The 19,186-nt window shown below is 36.2% G+C and carries 18 protein-coding genes, 1 tRNA gene and 1 pseudogene; 12 read left to right on the top strand and 8 right to left on the bottom strand.

The annotated features are described in order from the left end of the window. Positions 1-3: 3 nt before the first annotated feature. Genes DWA31_RS13030 through DWA31_RS13015 form a run of 4 tightly spaced genes read left to right on the top strand, consistent with a single transcriptional unit; the run spans position 4 to position 3,400 of the window. A complete protein-coding gene (locus DWA31_RS13030; protein WP_114327014.1) occupies positions 4-1,473 on the top strand; it encodes an ATP-binding protein in 1,470 nt (489 codons plus the stop codon). Beyond that, complete coding sequence (locus tag DWA31_RS13025; RefSeq protein WP_114327013.1) at positions 1,466-1,882, top strand: cupredoxin domain-containing protein; 417 nt, start codon at positions 1,466-1,468, stop codon at positions 1,880-1,882. The genes DWA31_RS13030 and DWA31_RS13025 overlap by 8 nt, the downstream gene beginning before the upstream one ends. After that, the gene (locus DWA31_RS13020; protein ID WP_114327012.1) at positions 1,872-2,675 is read left to right on the top strand and encodes an FTR1 family protein; all 804 of its coding nucleotides are present in this window, start codon (positions 1,872-1,874) and stop codon (positions 2,673-2,675) included. Before DWA31_RS13025 ends, DWA31_RS13020 begins: the two co-directional genes overlap by 11 nt. Continuing rightward, positions 2,672-3,400 carry a hypothetical protein gene (locus DWA31_RS13015; protein ID WP_114327011.1) on the top strand — a complete coding sequence of 243 codons (729 nt, stop codon included), beginning with the start codon at positions 2,672-2,674 and terminating at the stop codon, positions 3,398-3,400. The genes DWA31_RS13020 and DWA31_RS13015 overlap by 4 nt, the downstream gene beginning before the upstream one ends. 60 nt (positions 3,401-3,460) lie before the next feature. Here the strand turns inward: DWA31_RS13015 and DWA31_RS13010 are convergent, their stop codons facing one another. Beyond that, positions 3,461-4,501, bottom strand: coding sequence for a DUF3083 family protein (locus DWA31_RS13010; RefSeq protein ID WP_245942619.1), 1,041 nt, complete (start codon positions 4,499-4,501; stop codon positions 3,461-3,463). A gap of 231 nt (positions 4,502-4,732) precedes the next feature. Here DWA31_RS13010 and DWA31_RS13005 point away from each other — a divergent pair, with 231 nt between their 5' ends. After that, positions 4,733-4,993 carry a DUF5062 family protein gene (locus DWA31_RS13005; protein WP_114327009.1) on the top strand — a complete coding sequence of 87 codons (261 nt, stop codon included), beginning with the start codon at positions 4,733-4,735 and terminating at the stop codon, positions 4,991-4,993. 11 nt (positions 4,994-5,004) lie between these two features. Here DWA31_RS13005 and DWA31_RS13000 read toward each other — a convergent pair. The 4 genes and pseudogenes from DWA31_RS13000 to udk all read right to left on the bottom strand — a co-directional run. After that, positions 5,005-5,328: pseudogene (locus DWA31_RS13000) on the bottom strand (thymidine kinase); the annotation flags it as partial. Between the two features lie 117 nt (positions 5,329-5,445). Continuing rightward, positions 5,446-6,243 (bottom strand): deoxyribose-phosphate aldolase, encoded by a 798-nt coding sequence (deoC, locus tag DWA31_RS12995; RefSeq protein WP_114327008.1) that lies wholly within the window; start codon positions 6,241-6,243, stop codon positions 5,446-5,448. 51 nt (positions 6,244-6,294) lie between these two features. Continuing rightward, positions 6,295-7,539 carry a NupC/NupG family nucleoside CNT transporter gene (locus tag DWA31_RS12990; protein ID WP_114327007.1) on the bottom strand — a complete coding sequence of 415 codons (1,245 nt, stop codon included), beginning with the start codon at positions 7,537-7,539 and terminating at the stop codon, positions 6,295-6,297. Positions 7,540-7,565: 26 nt separating this feature from the next. Then, entirely contained in the window at positions 7,566-8,210 is a 645-nt protein-coding gene (udk, locus tag DWA31_RS12985; RefSeq protein ID WP_114327006.1) for a uridine kinase, read from the bottom strand. Between the two features lie 172 nt (positions 8,211-8,382). On the opposite strand from udk, the gene DWA31_RS12980 reads away from it, so the two are divergent. After that, positions 8,383-9,678 (top strand): phosphopentomutase, encoded by a 1,296-nt coding sequence (locus DWA31_RS12980; RefSeq protein ID WP_114327005.1) that lies wholly within the window; start codon positions 8,383-8,385, stop codon positions 9,676-9,678. Positions 9,679-9,828: 150 nt separating this feature from the next. On the opposite strand, the gene deoD is transcribed toward DWA31_RS12980, so the two are convergent. From deoD to add, 3 genes are all read right to left on the bottom strand, one after another. Further along, positions 9,829-10,533, bottom strand: coding sequence for a purine-nucleoside phosphorylase (deoD, locus tag DWA31_RS12975; protein ID WP_114327004.1), 705 nt, complete (start codon positions 10,531-10,533; stop codon positions 9,829-9,831). A 179-nt stretch (positions 10,534-10,712) separates the two neighbouring features. Further along, complete coding sequence (locus DWA31_RS12970) at positions 10,713-10,883, bottom strand: XapX domain-containing protein (protein WP_114327003.1); 171 nt, start codon at positions 10,881-10,883, stop codon at positions 10,713-10,715. A gap of 39 nt (positions 10,884-10,922) precedes the next feature. After that, positions 10,923-11,924 carry an adenosine deaminase gene (gene add / locus DWA31_RS12965; protein ID WP_114327002.1) on the bottom strand — a complete coding sequence of 334 codons (1,002 nt, stop codon included), beginning with the start codon at positions 11,922-11,924 and terminating at the stop codon, positions 10,923-10,925. A gap of 227 nt (positions 11,925-12,151) precedes the next feature. Between add and aroG the strand changes: the two genes are divergently transcribed. The 6 genes from aroG (at position 12,152) to DWA31_RS12935 (ending at position 18,544) form a co-directional block, all read left to right on the top strand. After that, positions 12,152-13,207: a 3-deoxy-7-phosphoheptulonate synthase AroG gene (aroG, locus tag DWA31_RS12960; RefSeq protein WP_168427342.1), complete on the top strand. Its 1,056-nt coding sequence runs from the start codon at positions 12,152-12,154 to the stop codon at positions 13,205-13,207. 135 nt (positions 13,208-13,342) lie between these two features. Beyond that, the gene (locus DWA31_RS12955; RefSeq protein ID WP_114327000.1) at positions 13,343-14,299 is read left to right on the top strand and encodes an AAA family ATPase; all 957 of its coding nucleotides are present in this window, start codon (positions 13,343-13,345) and stop codon (positions 14,297-14,299) included. A gap of 40 nt (positions 14,300-14,339) precedes the next feature. After that, entirely contained in the window at positions 14,340-15,371 is a 1,032-nt protein-coding gene (locus DWA31_RS12950) for a DUF58 domain-containing protein (RefSeq protein WP_114326999.1), read from the top strand. Positions 15,372-15,375: 4 nt separating this feature from the next. Continuing rightward, complete coding sequence (locus DWA31_RS12945) at positions 15,376-17,511, top strand: transglutaminase TgpA family protein (protein WP_114326998.1); 2,136 nt, start codon at positions 15,376-15,378, stop codon at positions 17,509-17,511. Positions 17,512-17,709: 198 nt separating this feature from the next. Continuing rightward, positions 17,710-18,093, top strand: coding sequence for a DUF4870 domain-containing protein (locus DWA31_RS12940; protein ID WP_210725598.1), 384 nt, complete (start codon positions 17,710-17,712; stop codon positions 18,091-18,093). Between the two features lie 360 nt (positions 18,094-18,453). Further along, positions 18,454-18,544 (top strand) — tRNA-Ser (locus tag DWA31_RS12935). Positions 18,545-19,186 lie beyond the last annotated feature (642 nt).

The raw sequence follows: 19,186 nt of genomic DNA, 5'->3' as shown, positions 1-19,186 counted from the left end.
GTTATGAGTATCCGGCGTTATTTAGTCTTAACACTATTTTCGGTATTAACATTAATAACCTTTATTGCTGCTATTCAAGGCTATAAAGTGAGTATGTCACGAGCTGAAAAACAATTTGATCAGCAATTGCTAGATATTGCTAATACGTTACTTGCAGTGCAAACAACTGCAGTGCAAACATCATCTCTTATAAATACCAATAATAGCAACAAAACACACCCAACAGCTCAAGTGGCACAGCAGGGTAGTTTTGCTTTTCAGGTATGGAAAAATGATGAATTACTTATTAAAAGTAATAACGCACCCGATCACCTTATTACCTCTTCGGTGCTTTCTCATAAACCGTTAAGTCATTTTTCTGAAGCTAATTTTTTAGATAAACGTTGGCGAGTGTTCGCATTATCGAATAGTACATCAGCCCAAGATAGCCCATCAATTAGTGTGATTGTGGCGCAACCACTACAAACGCAATTTGCCTTAGCACAAGAACTTATTTTAGCCGCCGTTACGCCCATGATTATCGCAATAGTTATATTATCATTTTTAATCTATATCATTATCACCCAAGGGTTAAAGCCTTTACACCAACTACGAACAGAGCTTGGTAAACGAAATACTAATGATTTTAGCCCACTTGACTTACAAGTAAACAATACTGAACTGGCTGATATTGTTGTTACGTTAAATAAACTATTCTCTCGTTTAGACGCAGCATTTAAACGAGAACGACACTTTGCAGAAGATGCTGCCCATGAGTTAAAAACACCTTTAAGTGTATTAAAAATAAATGTACACAACATCACTCAAGATTTTTCAGCGCGTTTATCCTTAGATGATCTACATGTCACAGCGAATGAAATTCAACACTTTGATTCAATAAAAGAATTAACCAACAGTGTTGATAGAATGGGACATGTTATCGATCAAATTTTAAATTTGAATCGTACTAACACCGCGCAAATTGTGGATGGCAGCACGCGTTTTAATTTAAATTCATTATTGCAGCAAGTGATTGCTGAACTTTATAGTGACATAAGCGCAAAAGAACAAACCATCGTGCTAGAAAGTGATCAAACTTACTTATGCGCACATGAGTTTTCGGTGCATTTGTTAGCGGTCAATTTGATTTCAAACGCGAATAAATACACACCAATAGGCGGAAAAATCAAAGTCACGGTTAAGTTAATTAATGAAGATAAAGATGATAGAAAAATTGTACTTAGTGTTGAAGATTCAGGTATTGGTATAGCCCCTCAAGACTACCTACGAATTTTTGATCGTTTTTACCGCGTTGGCGGTGATCAACATAACTCAAGTGTTTTGGGTTGTGGTTTAGGTTTAACCATTGTTAAGCATATTGCTGACGTGCACGGCGCTAAAATAGAATTATCCCCCTCGACGTTACTTAAAGGGCTAAAAATTGATGTGTACTTTAAAGGTAGTAAATTAGCAAAGGAGCAGGGAGATGATTAAAAGTCTTCCTAAATATTGCAAACTATTTTTACTTATTAATTTACTCTCTTTGTGTAGCCCAAGTGTAGAAGCAAAACGGCCTGAATATCATTTAGATATTAAAAATCATTTATTTTATCCTGCACAAATCATCATTCCAGCGAATAAAAAAGTTAAGTTAGTTATTCATAATCGTGACAATAGCGTAGAGGAGTTTGATAGCTTCGATCTTAATCGCGAAAAAGTGATCTTTCCTAAGCAAAAATCAATTGTTTTTATTGGGCCACTATCTGTAGGTGAATACAGTTTTTTTGGGGAATATCACCCTAATAGTGCTCGAGGAAAAGTTATTGTAGCCGAAACCAAGCGTAAGCAAGCGGCATCACATGACGCTTTAAAACTAAAGCAAGGAAGTCTGCATGTTCATTAACACTGTACTTTTGTTTCTACAAAGCGCATTTCCCATGTTTATTATCATATCACTGTTGTTATTACGCTTTACTGCGACATCAGAGAGTCTCGTTACTAATAAAAATATGGCAATAATGAGTGTCTTGGCTATTTTACTGGTGCTTTTATTGAGTCAATACATGGAAAAAATATCGCAGCTTTTCGATGATAAAGGCACAGAGTTTGTTTTTTCTTTTGGTTCTATCGTCATTTATTTTTGCAGTGCATTCTTATTTCTCTTAGATAAAAAAGACCGTTTTATTCACGTTAAAAAATACTTAGCACTGGCCGTGTTTTTATTGGTATTTTCTATTCATGGTTCGCATTTTATTCTGTATTTAACCAGTTACTGGACGCAGTCATCGACGTTTGAATTATCAGGGTTTGAATCTTTATTTATTGGCATCATTTTAGGCGTTGGTATTTGTGTCAGTTTTGCTATTTTACTTTATTTTTTATTACGCTACAGTGACACTCATGTTCACATCAAAACATCCTGCTATTTTTTACTGTTTTTTGCTATTGGTCAGTTAATGCAGTCAATTGTACTATTGCAACAAGTGGATGTTTTACCATTGAGTTATAGTGTTTGGAATAGCACCGCTTTTATCGCTGAAAACTCTGAATTTGGACAATTACTTCGCGTCTTGTTTGGCTATGAAACAACCCCATCATTTATGCAACTCATTATCTATTTGACTGCCTTTATTGTTCCTGTATTTATTAGCAAAACACGATATTTGGTTCGGTTAGCTTACGGAGAAAAATCATGAAAGCCATAATGCTTTTTAAGCAGACTTGCTGCTTTATGCTAGCCAGTTTAAGCCTTTTTCTCTGTTATACTTCTACGGTGCACGCTGACGGTGTTGTTGTGGATAAAGTCTACCATCCTTATGTTTTACCGAATGAACGAGAAGTTGAGTGGCGTTTATTTTCACATAAAGAAAGAGAAAGTAACAAACTTGCGCAACGTTTTGCTTATGGGCAATCGATCACTGATACCGTTATGTTAGAGTTTTATTTAGTTGGTGAACGTGATATCAATGACGATTTCAGCTTAACTTCATATGAGGTTGAAGCCCGTTGGATGCTGACAGAGCAGGGGGAGTACTGGGCAGATTGGGGATTGTTATTTGAGATAGAGAAAGAGCAACGCCAACAAAATTGGGAAATTACTTCTGGTGTTTTAGTAGAAAAAGAATTTGGTCGAACTAGCCTTACCTTTAACGCTTTCATTATATATGAGTGGGGTAATACGATTGTAAGCGAATTTGAAACAGAGTTTCGTATACAATATCGTTATCGTTATCTTGAGCAACTACAACCGGCTATTGAGCTATATTCAGGTGAAAACTATCTAGGTATTGGGCCAGCTTTTATGGGGATTCAACGTTTTGATGGGCAAAAACAGCTAAAATGGGAAGTCGGTTTTATTACGGGTGTAGATAGCCGAAGTAAAGGCCATGTTTTACGCCTGGCCATTGAATATGAGTTCTAAAAATAGATTAAAATAGGGCAGAATAAACGACAAGTTGCCCCATGATTGTTTTATTAATAATTAGTCTAAATTAAAACTAATGTGCTGGTGTAACCTAACCAACATTTGTTCTTTGTCATTTACAAAGTCAAGAGTTTGAGCAAAATCTCGTAATGATTTCTCTATTTGATTAACAAATTTCCCATAACCATGAGAGGTTTTGTCATTATCACTGGCTACAAAAATTAACTGAATAGTATCAACCAGTTTGTCAGAGTTCCACTTGCATGTATAACCACCACTTGTATGTTTAGGATTATAACCTAACATCAGTAATTCACTGCTAGCAATAATATTTTCGTCTTCAGCATATCTAACTATTGGTACTAAGCCGTTAGCAATAACAGCACCATTGTTTAAATTATTATTTTTAGCTGCACTAATAAAAGAGTTGGCAATTAAATTATAAAGCTCGTTGTATTCTTCAGATGTCTCTTCAGTTGACTTAGCTAAAGAACGAATTCTATGATTAACTGGGAAATCTACTACAGCATAAGTTAGCGCTGTCGTAGAGTCAGGTATATGTTGCCCATCGGCTAAATATCGACTGGCCATGGGGCGAATTTTATGTACTTGAGTGCCTTCTACACCTTTGTTTTTAGCAAAAAGGTCATACGTTAAATGTTGATGATCACTAATACGCACGGCAGATTTTTCTAACCCTATTTGTTCAATAAAATTTGTTATTGCTTGCGTTGTCTTTTTATGAAATTCAGCTGAGTTCTGACGCAGATCAACACCATTGGCAAGAAATAATAAGGTTAATTTTTTAGTTTTTGTTCCACCATCAAAAAAAGAATTTTGGCTGGTATGAAATTCAGGGTTATATAAAAAAAGTAACTGTTTTTCCGTTTGGGATACTAATTTTTCAGGGCTGAAGCGTACACGAACAAATTTATTATTGGCAATAAAGTGACTGCTTTCAATTGCTAAGCTATCATTAATTTTAAAAAATAATGTTGCTAGCTTTTGATAAAAAGCTTCATAGGGTTTGGGGGACTTTTCATCAATTAAATCAGAATATTTCGCTAATAATTCTTCTGATAATGGGATTTTAGCCATTAAATACTGATTTCCACGAGCGGTTGATGGAACATACACCTTATGCAGAGCGTTTCTAGTACGAGAGATAGACATAGTATACCTGTTGTTTTGTATGAATAAGTAGCTACGAGTATAACTACGAAGCGTGTTGTAGATCAATTTAATTTATTAATAATAACAATAGACAATTGACTTATATCAAGTTTTGACGCATCTTAACTTTAGTTTCAATATTAAGACGTTATCAAAATGAAAAAATTAAAAAACGAAGCCGAGTTACTAAAAAAAGCCTTAGTGATTGGTGAAAAATATGCGATTAATCGGGGTTATAAAAGCTTTTCAGCAACCAATTCTGCTAAAGATAAGATAGAAAGTCTTTACCGTTTGTTAGTGAGTGATAAGTTAATTCAGCCGCTTGCAGTTGAGAGCGAAGATCAACCTCATATGAAACATAAGCTTGCGTTGTGGATTGCTAAACAGCTACCAGAAGGTCACGCGTTACTTGACTGATAGCAAGTAACTCATTGTAAAATTAAGAAGTTTTTAAAATATTTTCGACATAAAGCTTGATAACGTTCATTGCCACCATCCTCGACTTGTTCACCATCTGTAGCGGCGTAACCGTCGCTATTTAAACGAATAACAAAGTTAGCTTTTCTGCCACAATGGCATATTGTTTTCAGTTCAACGAGTTTATCAGCCCAAGCAAGCAAAGCGGCACTGCCACTAAAAGTTTAACCTAAAAAATTAGTTCGAATTCCATAAGCCAAAACAGGGATGTGTAATTCATCAATAATATCAGTTAGCTGCTTTACTTGTTTTTTAGTTAAAAATTGTGCTTCATCCTACATACCCGCTCCACTTGAAGATGCATGATTCAGCTGGAATTAGAAACGCCTTTAGGCAGGGCATTCATTGAAGAATAATAAAAGTACAGTTGTGCCATAACAGTAATTGTTAACCTAATAGCCTATTGATGAATTATCTTTTTCATCAATATAACCAAGTGTTGAAAGTAAATTATCAAGTAAGCTGCTAGCGCCAAACCTAAAGTGCTCAGTTGTAACCCAGTTATCACCTAAAATACTTTTGGCTAGATTTAAATAAATCAGTGCATCATCGACATTTTTAACACCTCCTGCGGCTTTAAAACCTGTATCTATGTGCTCATTATTTGTTGATTTAATTACCTCAAGCATTATTTTAGCTGCTTCAGGCGTAGCATTAACTTTTACTTTGCCGGTAGAAGTTTTAATAAAGTCAGCGCCAGCGCGGATAGATACTTCACTGGCAAGTTTAATTAATTCAGGGGTTTTTAATTCACCTGTTTCAATAATGACTTTAAGTAATACCTTGTTAGGACAAACTTGTTTACATGCTTCAATTAACTCTAAACCCACATGAATATCACCGGCAATGAGAGCTTTATATGGAAAAACCACGTCGACTTCATTTGCCCCATAGGCAATAGCGGCTTTAGTTTCGGCCACAGCAATAGCAATATCATCATTACCATGAGGAAAATTAGTCACCGTGGCTATTTTTATCTGGGGAGTGCCTTGTTGTAATAATATTTTTTTAGCTAAAGGAATAAAGCGGGGGAAAATACATATTGCTGCGGTACCTCCACCTTGAGATTTAGCTTGTTGGCATAGTTTCTCTATGTCTTGAGGCGTTTCTTTATCTGTTAAACTGGTTAGATCCATCAAGCTTATCGCCAATTTAGCGGCTTTTGTTTCGAGTTCTTTTTGAGTAGTCATATAAAAATATTATTCTAATAAAAGTAAAAAGTAAAAAGTAAAAAGTGAAAATTATAACGATAAGAAAACGCCGGCAATAGCTGCGCTCATTAAATTAGCCAAGGTAGCTGCAATCATAGCTTTCAACCCTAACTTAGCAATGTCATGTCGTCTATTAGGTGCCATTGAGCCAATACCACCTAATAAAATAGCAATAGAGGATAGGTTTGCAAAGCCACATAACGCAAAGGTAATAATTGCTTGAGTTGACGCGCTGAGATTGTCTTTAATTTCAACAAAGTTAACATAAGCAAAAAATTCATTTACCACAATTTTTTGGCCGATAAAACTACCAGCTTGCAGCATTTCAGAACTTGGTACGCCAATTATATAAGCAATAGGGGCGAATAAATAACCTAACATCCATTCTATAGTGATTCCTTCGAAACCCAATGAACTGGCGGTTCCACCCACAAGGGTGTTCAGCAAAGCAATAAGCGCAATAAAGGCAAGCAACATGGCGCCAACATTAACGGCTAATTTTAAACCTGACGCTGCACCTGATGCTGCCGCATCTATTACGTTACTAGGCTGTTCACCAATATCTTCAGTCATGAAATGTTCTTGGGCTATTTTTTCATGTTCGGTTTCAGGCATAATGATTTTTGCCATTAACAAACCACCTGGTGCAGCCATAAAAGAGGCTGCGATCAAATATTTCAAATCAATACCTAAACCAGCATAGCCCGCTAAAATAGACCCTGCAACAGAAGCTAATCCACCCACCATAATGGCGAATAATTCAGATTGTGTCATTTTGGCAATATAAGGGCGAATGACTAAAGGCGCTTCGGTTTGGCCAACAAAAATATTGGCAGTGGCAGATAATGATTCGGGTTTACTGGTTCCAAGCAGCCTTTGCAAAGCACCACCAATAATTTTCACCACCCATTGCATCACGCCAAGGTAATATAAAACAGCGATTAATGATGAAAAAAAGATAATAACGGGCAATACGCGAATAGCAAAGACGAAGCCAACGCCGTTAGAAAACATCGCATCAGTTCCTAATCCGCCAAACAAAAAAGCAATACCAACATTCGCACTATTGATCACTTGTTGCACACCACCAGAAATAGACGTTAAAACATCTTTCCCTGCTGGAATATATAAAACAAATGCACCTAAGCCAATTTGAAGAAAAAAAGCCCAACCGACGGTACGTAAATTTATGGCTTTGCGCTTGTTAGAAAAAATTACTGCGATGGCAAGTAATACACCAATTCCGAATAAACCTCGAAGTGTTGCTAACTCCATTGTAACCTCATGTGGTTTTTATTTTTTTATGATGATTTAAATAATTGTCTTATTTTAGCTTTTAACACTTCTATCGCCATACGGTTTTTTCCGCCACGGGTAATAACAATATCGGCCCACGCTTTTGATGGTTCAATAAATTGATAATACATAGGGCGAACAGTAGTCAAATATTGATTTGTGATAGATTCTAAACTACGTTCCCGTTCTTTAGTGTCTCGTTCTATTCGTCTAATTAAACAAATATCAAGCGGTGTGTCCATGTAAACCTTAATATCAAAACAATCGCGAAGTTTTGGGTTTGATAATAATAAGATACCTTCGACTAAAATTATTCTAGTTGGTCTAACATTTATGGTCTCTTTAGTTCTAGTATGTGTTTTATAACAATATATAGGGCAATCAACCGGCTTTTTCTTAGTGAGAACCCTTAAATGTGTACTTAACAATTCATGTTCAAATGCCTTTGGGTGATCATAATTAGTGTTAATTCTCTCATCCATTGATAAGTGTGATTGAACACGATAATAAGCATCTTCTTTAATGATAGAAATACCGTCAGAGCCAAGTTCGGGTAGCAATTCATTATAAATAGTTTCGGCGAAGAGCGATTTACCTGATGCAGAAGCACCCGCAATTGCTATAACAGTTGTTTTACTAGGGTGTGTCATCAATAAGTCCAAAGGCAATAGGTCTGGGGAGATAAGGGAAATTTATTTAGACTATACTATTCCTAAGTAGGTAAGCATAAAATAACTTGGCTAATTATAATAAAAGCATTAAATTAGCACAAGTTGACTAGTTGGTCATATTTATTGATAGCTTTTTATTGAGAGTAATTTAATGGCAAGAGCGATAATAGTAGTACTCGATAGTTTTGGAGTAGGTTATTCCAACGATGCTGAAAAATTTGGTGATATTGGTGCTAATACTTTTATAAATATCGCCAGACACTACTTTCAAGAAAGCAACAACATCATCCAATTACCTAATTTAGGTGACTTAGGTTTGCATGAATTAAGTCGACAAGCGAGCAGACCTAAAATTTGGCAAGCACTTGAGCAAGAAATAACAAAGGCAGAAAAGGACTTTACTGAGTTTTATAAAAAACCTCAAAAAGGCGCTTTTGGTTATATGAATGAAATCAGTACTGGCAAAGATACACCTAGTGGGCATTGGGAGATGACTGGCGTACCTGTGCTCTTTGATTGGGACTATTTCTCAAATAAAAAAGATTCTTTCAGTGCTGAGCTAATAACGGCTATTAATCATAAAACAGGTTTTGCCGGCGTACTAGGTAATTGTCATGCCTCGGGTGTTGATATTATCAATGCGTTCGGTAATGAGCATATAAAAACCGGCTTACCAATTTGTTACACTTCAGCAGACAGTGTTTTTCAGGTAGCGGCACATGAAGAACATTTTGGTTTAGATAACCTTTATTGTTATTGCGAGCAAGTGCGAGCGTTATTATCTGATAGTGATCTCAATGTAGGGCGAGTCATTGCTAGACCTTTCATTGGAGGAGATAAAGGCGGTGATAAAAAACCTCAAAAGGCGAGTGAATTTTCCCGTACGGGTAATCGACGAGATTATTCTGTTTTACCGCCAGCACCTACGGTGTTAGATAAAATAACGCAAGCAGGAGGGCAGGTCATTAGTGTCGGTAAAATAGCCGACATCTTTGCACATCAAGGTATTAGTATTAAAACCAAAGCAACCGGCATTGATGCGTTAGTGGATGCCACTATTCAGCACATTAAGTCGGCAACAGATAATAGCCTAATTTTTACCAACTTAGTTAATTTTGATCAAGATTATGGCCATCGGCGTGATGCAGTTGGTTATGCTCAAGCATTAGAAAATTTCGATAAACGCTTACCTGAAATTTATGAACATATGGAAGCAGATGATATTTTATTTTTAACTGCTGATCATGGTTGTGATCCCACTTGGCCAGGTAATGATCATACGCGTGAATTTGTTCCTTTATTGTGTTATCACCAGAATATACAATCAGTTAATCTTGGACAGAGAACAACTTTTTCTGATTTAGGGCAAACCCTATCGGAACTTTTCAAAGTGGAAGTAATGACCTATGGTACCAGCTTCCTGTCAGAATTAAACATTAAATTGTGAGGTATTAAAACCGAATTAGCATCAATGCTGTTAGGTTATCAGTATATTTTTAACCACTCATTACTAAGCAAACGGAAAGGTCAACAGTACGTATTGAGTTTAGAAATTAATTCAATAAACCCAATAGTAATTAGAAAAAACAACTCGTGTTTACAAAACGCTTTCCAGTGTTAATTCCATCATCTCTTTAAATGTGCTTTCACGCTCGTCTGCTGTAGTTTGTTCGCCAGTTTTAATGTGATCGGACACCGTTAATACGGTTAACGCTTTTTTACCGTACTCTGCAGCAACACCGTATAAGCCAGCAGCCTCCATTTCAACAGCTAAAATACCGTATTTTTCCATCATGGCAAACATTTCAGGTTGTGGTGTGTAAAATAAATCAGCGGTAAAAATATTGCCAACATGCACTTTTTGATTAAGACGTTCTGCGGTATTAACCACGCGATGTAATAATGAGAAATCAGCCGTTGCGGCAAAATCACATTGATTAAAACGTTGACGGTTAACATTTGAGTCAGTACTTGCAGCCATACCAATAATAATATCACGAATTTTTATATCGTCTCGTACTGCGCCACACGAGCCGATACGAATAATATTTTCAACACCAAAGTCTTTATATAACTCCGTGGCATAAATTGAAATTGACGGTATACCCATACCTGATCCCATTACGGAAATTTCTTGTCCTTTATACGTACCCGTATAACCAAACATATTACGTACTTTAGTAATGCATTTAGCATTGTCTAGAAAATTATCAGCGATAAATTTAGCTCTAAGGGGATCGCCAGGCATTAAAACTGTTTTGGCGAACTCGTTTGAATTAGCTGAAATATGTGGTGTACTCATGAAATATCCCTTGTCTATTTTGTATAGAGTTAAATGAGTCAGTAAGTTTCTAACCTGATCTAAATTATGCTCAAATTTAGATACTGTTATCAAGGGTGTTTTACTAACTTGGTAGTGCGTTATTGAATATTATCAACTAGCCATAGTAAATTAAACTGCTAAGGTTGATTTATTTGTATCTAGCTAAAAAATCTTTCTATTATCCATTGATAACCGATGCCACCCAGATAAATTCCTACAATGCCTGCTATTCCTGATATAACTGGAGGGGCGGGTAAGGGGAGTTTTAATACTGAAAATAAAATACCAACAAACGCTCCGGTTGCCAACGCCAATAAAACTTCTGCCATTATTATTGCTCCTTTATTTGATGTTAATATTTTTACGAACTAAACAATTTTGTTACGAGATAGTAATGTTGTTTTCTCAGTGCTTGACAAAAAACTAACTTCTACTGCATTTTTTTGCAATTGGCTTATTTCACTATCAGTAAATTTTAACTTTTGTTGAGCGACTTCAAATTCATGTTTAGCCTCTATGCCTTGAACGGCAGGATCATCAGTATTAAGGCAAGCCTTTATTCCAACCTTAAGAAACGTTTTAAGTGGATGTTTGCTTAAGTTCTTTACCGTACCGGTTTGAAAGTTTGAGGTTAAGCATGACTCAATGGCTATATTATTATTGACCATGTAAGTCATTAATTTTTCGTCATTAATAGTGGCAACACCGTGACCAATGCGTGTAGCTCCTAATTCGGTTATCGCTTGCCAAACACTTTTTGCCCCACCCGCTTCGCCTGCGTGTATAGTTACTTGTAAGCCAGCATCACGTACTTGATTGAAATGCTCTATAAATAACTCACCGGGAAAATTGTACTCATCACCTGCTAAATCAATAGCAACAAGTTTATCTTTATGCTTAAGTAATGATTCTAGCTCAAGTTGACATTGCTTTACGCCAAAAGTACGACTTAAAATTCCAATTAGATTTATTTTTATATTGAATGATTTAATACCAGCCTGCACACCATCAATAACTGCTGAAACTACGTCAGTTATCAATAAATGGTGATTCATCGCCATGTAATAGGGTGAAAAACGTAACTCTGCGTAATGTAAACCTGCATTAAAGGCATCTTCTACATTTTCATAAGCAACACGCTTTACATCATCAAGGTTTTTTAATACGGAAACACCCCAATCGAGTTTTTTCAAAAAAGCCAATAAATCTGCTTCACTGTCTTGTATTTGTACATAAGGGATAAATTCTTTAAATTGTGCTGTTGGTAAAGCAATGCTATTTTTTTCTGCCAACTGCCAAATGGTAGCAGGGCGAATATTACCATCTAAATGCCTATGTAAATCGAGTAAGGGCAATTTACTATCAATCATTTTATTCCTTAACATGTTTTATCTATTCAGTAATTATACTCGTTACCATTCAAAGTGCACTTATGAAACAGACAAATTGATTGGTAACAAAGGTATATCACTTTTTTGTTCTTTATTCATTTGAATAGTCTGGTATTAATGACTTAACACTGGTAAATTGGCGTTAAGAATATCTATCTAGACGTCTATACCCAAGCCACCTCATTATGAGGTAAAAAAAGAGAAAAATTATGTATCAAACTGACGATGTGCGCATCAATAGAATCAAAGATTTATTACCTCCTATCGCATTACTGGAACGATTTCCAGCGTCAGAGAAAGCAACTAAATCAGTTGTTTCTGGTCGAACTGCAATTCATAACATATTAAATCATAAAGATGATCGTGTACTCGTGATTATTGGACCTTGTTCAATTCATGATCCCAAAGCGGCACTTGAATATGGTCAGCGTTTAGTGAAACTACGTGAAAAGTATAAAGACAACTTAGAAATTGTTATGCGAGTTTATTTTGAAAAGCCGCGAACAACGGTAGGTTGGAAAGGGCTCATAAATGACCCTTATATGGACAATAGCTTTAAACTTAATGATGGTTTACGTATCGGTCGTAAATTATTACTTCAGTTAAATGAATTAGGTTTACCAACGGCGGGAGAGTTCTTAGATATGATGACTCCGCAATATATGGCTGATTTTATGTGTTGGGGTGCAATTGGCGCACGTACTACTGAATCACAAGTTCATAGAGAGTTAGCATCAGGGTTATCTTGCCCTGTTGGTTTTAAAAATGGTACAGACGGCATGATAAAAATTGCTATCGATGCTATTGGTTCAGCGGCTGCTTCACATCACTTCTTATCGGTGACAAAGTTTGGTCATGCCGCGATTGTTGAAACCACAGGTAACAGTGATTGCCATATAATTTTACGCGGCGGCAAAACAACAAACTTTGATCAAGATAGTGTTAAAGCAGTAACAGAACAATTAGAAGCAAGTAAGTTAAATAGTAAAATAATGATTGATTTTAGCCATGCTAATTCAAGCAAAAAGTTTGAAAATCAAATGATAGTTTCTACTGATGTTAGTAAACAAATTAGCCAAGGTAATCAAGATATATTTGGTGTTATGGTTGAAAGCAACTTGGTTGAAGGAAATCAAAAGCTTGTTAATGGTACAGCTGAAGTTTATGGCCAAAGTGTTACCGATGCTTGTATTGGTTGGCCAGATACTGAAACGTTATTAGCACAGTTATCTGATGCGGTAACAGCAAGAAGAAACGCTTAATAACATATCCGCTCTACTTGAGTATTTGGGCTTCAGAAGTCTGAGCTATTGATAATCAAGACACTTGGCTGTTAAAAGTCACCTAATCATGCTAAAAAGTCTACTTAAATAAACATATTTAGGTAGGCTTTTTTTATGCAAAAAACTCTTCTGGCTATTTTGAGTCAAATTGAATCAGTTGTTATAGGTAAGCCGCATGAATGTCGTTTAGCACTTGCCTGTTTACTCGCTCAAGGTCATTTGTTGATAGAAGATTTACCTGGTATGGGAAAAACAACACTGGCACAAGCGTTAGCTAAAAACTTAAGCCTGAGTTATCAACGCACTCAGTTTACCAGTGATTTGCTTCCTTCTGATGTGATTGGTATCTCTATATTTAATAGCGAGACTAAGCAGTTTGAACTTCATAAAGGACCTATATTTAATCAAGTAGTCTTGGCTGATGAAATTAACCGTGCTAGTCCAAAAACCCAAAGCGCTTTACTTGAAGCTATGGCTGAAAACCAAGTCAGTATCGATGGTATAACCCATATATTACCCAGACCATTTTTTGTTATCGCCACTCAGAACCCTTTATTTCACGCGGGCACTTATCCATTACCTGAATCACAGCTTGATCGATTTATGATGAAAATATCGTTAGGCTTTCCTGATATTGACGCTGAAAAAAGCATTCTTCTTTCGAACAATGTCCAAGCAACTGAATCAACGCTGATAAATGATATTATTTGCGTTGATACTTTAATCTCAATGCAAAATACCATTGAAAACGTTCATGCATCGACAAGCATTATTGAGTACATTATTGCGCTTTGTCGTATTAGCCGAGGGCAAGAGATGACAGAAAAAACAGATAAAATAGTGTGTAAACCTTTATCGCCTCGTGCTGGTAAAGCGTTACTTGCTGCAGCAAGAGCATGGGCTTTTATTGATAATAGAGATTATTTGCTACCTGATGATATAAAGGCTGTATTTTATAACGTATGTGAACACCGATTAGATCTAAATATAACAGAGCAGCAACATGTCTCTGGTAGTATTAGCGAGCGTATTTTGGACGCTGTTAACGTATTAAATCCATTGAATGCTTAGCTATGGTTTTAGCTATGTTTAGTCATTACTATCTAGCCTCATGAATATTTTTAGAACTATTAAACAAGCCAGTCAAAAAGTAATCAACAAACGTTTTGATCACTGGCTTAGTCGACGAATGCCAAGTCGTTTTCAACAAAAACTGTCTAATCGTAATATTTTTATTCTACCGACACGGTTTGGGTTTACTTATTTATTTTTTGATATTTTATTGTTTCTCTTAGGCACTAATTATCAAAATAATATTATTTTGTTGTTAAGCTATTTACTAGCAAGTCTTTTCATTACGGTAATGATGCACAGTTTTTATAACTTTTCCCAGTTAACCTTTTCATCAAAAGCGAAACAAACCGGCTTTGCTAAGCAAGTTTTAAATTACCCTATTACTATTACAGGTCATAAAATACATTTTGATATTAATTTTATATTTTCTGAGTCCCAACACTTTTTAAAAGTAGTAAAACTCGCACAATGTGACACTGATACGATAGAGATTTTACTTCCGTGGTATGCAAAGCAGCGAGGAGTTTACAGCTTAGGCAGAGTTAAAGTTTTTAGTGAGTACTCTTTAGGTCTTTTTATTACTTGGTCACTGTTAGACTTTTCACATCAAGCGATTGTTTTTCCACAGCCGAAAAGATTAACTGATAATCAACAATTTTTAACCGGGCTTGATGAAAGTAATGGTGCTTCTATGCAAGCAACAGTTGGGGGAGAAGATTATTCGGAATTAAAAAATTATGTACTTGGAGAATCGCAAGCACGTATTGCTTGGAAGCAATTAGCACGCGGTCAGGGAAAATTGAGTAAAAATTACCAAGCGCAGCAAGGCAGTTTACTTTGGTTAAAGTTTAGTAATATGCCAAGTTCTGATATTGAAACGAAGCTTCAGTTTTTGTGTTTCTTAATCCTTGAATATAGCCATAACAAGCAGTGTTTTGGTCTAGTTCTCGACTTACCTCCCAGCATTACAAACAGCACTAAAAATAGTACTCTAATTAAAATTGAGCCAAATTCAGGGTATCAACACCAACAGAGCTGTTTAATCGCTTTAGCAAAAGTAACCGATTAAGTCTATGATAACGAATCCAACAAAACCACTTAGCCAGCCCGTTGATTTATTTTATTTAACTAGTAAAAATGCTTGGTTATTATGGTGTTGTCAATTATTAAATTTGTCTACTTTACTATTGGAAATCAGTACATGGATGATTGCAGTTATCGCATTATGCTTGTGCTGGCAGGCGCTATTACTCCATAACAGGTTAAATACCAACAAAAAACACAGTAAGGTTAATATTTCAGTCAAGCAACAAATGGCTATATCTTCGATGCTATTAATGTTCATTGCGGTTAGTGGTTGTATTGCCATCGCAATTTCAGCTAGAAGCTTAGGGGTTTTGGTTAGTATGCTGCACTTACTTACTTTTGCTTATACCTTAAAAGCTTTTGAAATTAAGAAAAGAAAAGACTTCTATCAATTATTTTTACTTGGTTTGTTTTTATTAGCCTCGGCACTTATTTTTAAGCAAACATTGGCTTTTTCTTTATTAATTGTTTTTTTCTTAATTATTAATCTGACGATATTACACCGGGTTTTCTCGCCAACTAAAACGTTATTGTTAGCAAGTAAAACCGTTTGTATATTATTATTACAAAGTGCGTTACTGGCCGTTACTTTGTTTATTGTTTTCCCCCGTTTATCACCATTTTGGCAAGTGCCTAGCGTTAACTCTGCAAAAATAGGATTGTCAGATGAAGTCAGTCCCGGTGATATTGCCTCGTTAGCTTTGTCTAGTGATCTAGCATTTCGGGTTGACTTTAAAAGGGAACAAATTCCTGATTATTCAACGTTATATTGGCGTGCGATGACATTAGAAAATTTTGATGGCAAAAAATGGACTCGTGCAAAAGACGATATAAACAAAACATTATCACAAGTTACATCGCCAAATGTTATATTCGAGCCTGAAACTTCAGGTCTCAGTATTCTGTATGATGTAACTGTTGAGCCAAGCTATCAACCTTGGCTATTTGGACTAGCAGTGGCAACAAGCAATGATGCAAGAGTTGCATTAATGAGTGATTATACCATTCAAAGTCGTAATGTATTGAGCCAAATAACTCATTATCAAGTGAAAAGCTATTTACATTCTTCTTTAGATTTAACAATAAATGAAGTCGATAAACAGCGTAATTTATCTATTGTAAAAGGTAGTAACCCCAGATTAGAAAAATTAGCAGCTAAACTAATAAAGCAATACGTTGATCCAATTGATAGAGCACAAGCTGTTCTCGAAACTTTTAGAGAAAGTCACTATTTTTATACCTTACAACCTCCAAAGTTACTCAATAATAGCCTAGATCAATTTTATTTTGATACTAAATCAGGGTTTTGTGTACATTATGCCAGCAGTTTCACCTATTTAATGCGGGCTGCCGGTATTCCTGCAAGGGTTGTTACGGGGTATTTAGGTGGTGAATATAACAATGTCAATGCCGCAGCATTATCACAGCAAAATGGACAGCAGGGTGGGCATTTAAGTATTTATCAATATGATGCTCATGCATGGTCAGAAATTTGGTTGCACGGTATTGGTTGGAAAAAGATCGACCCTACGGCAGCTGTAGATCCCCAACGAGTTGAAAGTGGCTGGTCAAATACCTTAGTAACACAACAATTATCAATGAATAATGGTTTTATCGGTTTATATCAATTTAAAAGGATTTCTTGGATTAACGAGCTAAGATTACAGCTTGATGCACTGGATTATCAGTGGACACGATGGGTTTTAGGGTTCTCTAGCAAACAGCAATATGATCTGCTAAAGCGTTTGTTTGGAAAGCAAATGCCATGGAAAATAGCAGGTATAGTTGCTATCGCATTGATTTCGTCAATGGCGCTTGTCACTTTGTTTTATCGATTTAATATGAAAATCTTTAAGCGAAAAAACGTAACGCCATGGTTTAGCTTGTATCAAAAAGCGTTGAAAATTTTAGCAACGAAGGGACTGCATAAACCTGTAAATATGACTGCTTTTGATTTTTCTATGTTAGTTACCGCACGATTACCGCAAATATCAAAAGAGTTTCTTGATTTTACCCTTACTTTTGAGCAGTTAAACTATAGAAAGTTAAGTGATTTAGAGCGAGAATTACATCTGAGTCGTCTAAAAAAGCAATATAAAGGTATAACAGCAAACTTAAGTTAGTGTTAATAAATAATTCGGTTTATATTTGAAGCAACTAAGCACTATATACCCGTTCCACCTGAAGATGCATGAAACGAGCACCTTCAGGTGGAACGGGTATATACTTTTTTGTCATAACAAAACGCTTGTTGTAAAACTAGATTCAATCTACATTATAAAGATTAGGCAGTTGACGTTATAACGATGGAGTATCAATTTATGCAGTACCATTCAACGGATAAGCCAAAGCAGCAAACAATATCACATGCTAGTGATAATTATGATTCATCAATAAATGATGATGTATACGGCATAGCTAAAACCGTGGCTATTATAGGTTATATAACCTTGTTAGGATGGTTGGTTGCCATTGTGCTTCATGACAAACATAAGTCTGATTTCGCAACCTTTCATCTTCGCCAATCTCTTGGCCTTATTATTACAGGTGCATTGCTGGCTTTAGTGCCCTTAATTGGTTGGTTATTGAATGTAGCTGTGTTTTTAACATGGCTCTATGCTATTTATCATGCGGTACAAGGTCAAAAAGTAAAAGTGCCTGTTTTAGGTGATTGTTATCAAGAACACCTAGACTTTATCAAATAAATATTTTGTTTTAATACTTGTATACCCATGATACTTCAAGATGTGCGTTTCAGGGCTGCTGAACGATTCATGATCAAGGCGCATCTTTTTATTAAGGGTCGTTCAGGAGCATATTCTCCTGAACAACCATTATCTTCAATCAATGGGATGTAGGTACTTAGGTTCAGTCTGGAACTATGAACCTGTGCCTAAAGACGTTTCTAACTCCAGCTGAATTCGACATATTGAAGTAACATGGGTATAAGTGTGTAATTTACGTATTATTTGCTATTTTATACAATTAAGTCTTTACAAATAACCACGCAGTATTTAACATTCGCCCGTCTTTTAGCAAGTGCTCTTTTCATGCTAATGATATCTGGTGAGATGGCTGAGTGGTCGAAAGCACCGGTCTTGAAAACCGGCAAGGGTTTGTAGCCCTTCTAGAGTTCAAATCTCTATCTCACCGCCACATTCAAAATGTTATTTGAATTAATAATATTTGCTATTGAAATATAGTTTGTCAAAAAAGGGTTTATAGCGTAAATCCAACGAGTAGAGTTAAAACCTCTCTTACTCGCCATTAAAACTAAAAAGACAAAAGTCGCATTATAGCGGCTTTTTTTTGTTTGCCCAGCGAAGCTGGCAAACCCGATAGGCTGAAAGAAGCCTTATCACCCCGACTAAGGGGAAGATAATCTGAATGGCAAGGGCGTCACTGGCTAACGGTGGGGTCTGAAGGAAGCCATAAGAAGTTAGAGGTACACAACTAACCGTAACCTGCTTCGGCGGTATTGGTGGGTAAGCGTCCAAAATAGCGCGAAGCCCAATACTTAGTCAGACCAATGCTGTGTTTGAGGGTGGAATTTCTAACAGGGAACTAGTGCAGTAACTGGGGAAGCCTGGCATTGTATCCAATCAAAATGATTTGATCAAAAATGGTTGGACGTATTATTCAAGAGGTGACTCAAGAGTATTACGAGTGTGAGGTGGCAGATGAACCCGTAGTAGTGAGTAAGGCTAGGCCGATGAAAGCCAGTAATGGTGTGGAGGATAAAACCAAGCCGACTGTCAACACTGTGTTTGACAGAGTCAATTTAAGCCACAAGCTTTC

It is taken from the genome of Candidatus Colwellia aromaticivorans (genome assembly GCF_003333305.1).
GTDB classification, from domain to species: Bacteria; Pseudomonadota; Gammaproteobacteria; order Enterobacterales; family Alteromonadaceae; genus Colwellia; species Colwellia aromaticivorans.
Note: the sequence above shows the minus strand (reverse complement) of the source record. Positions and strands in the feature narration are given on the sequence as shown.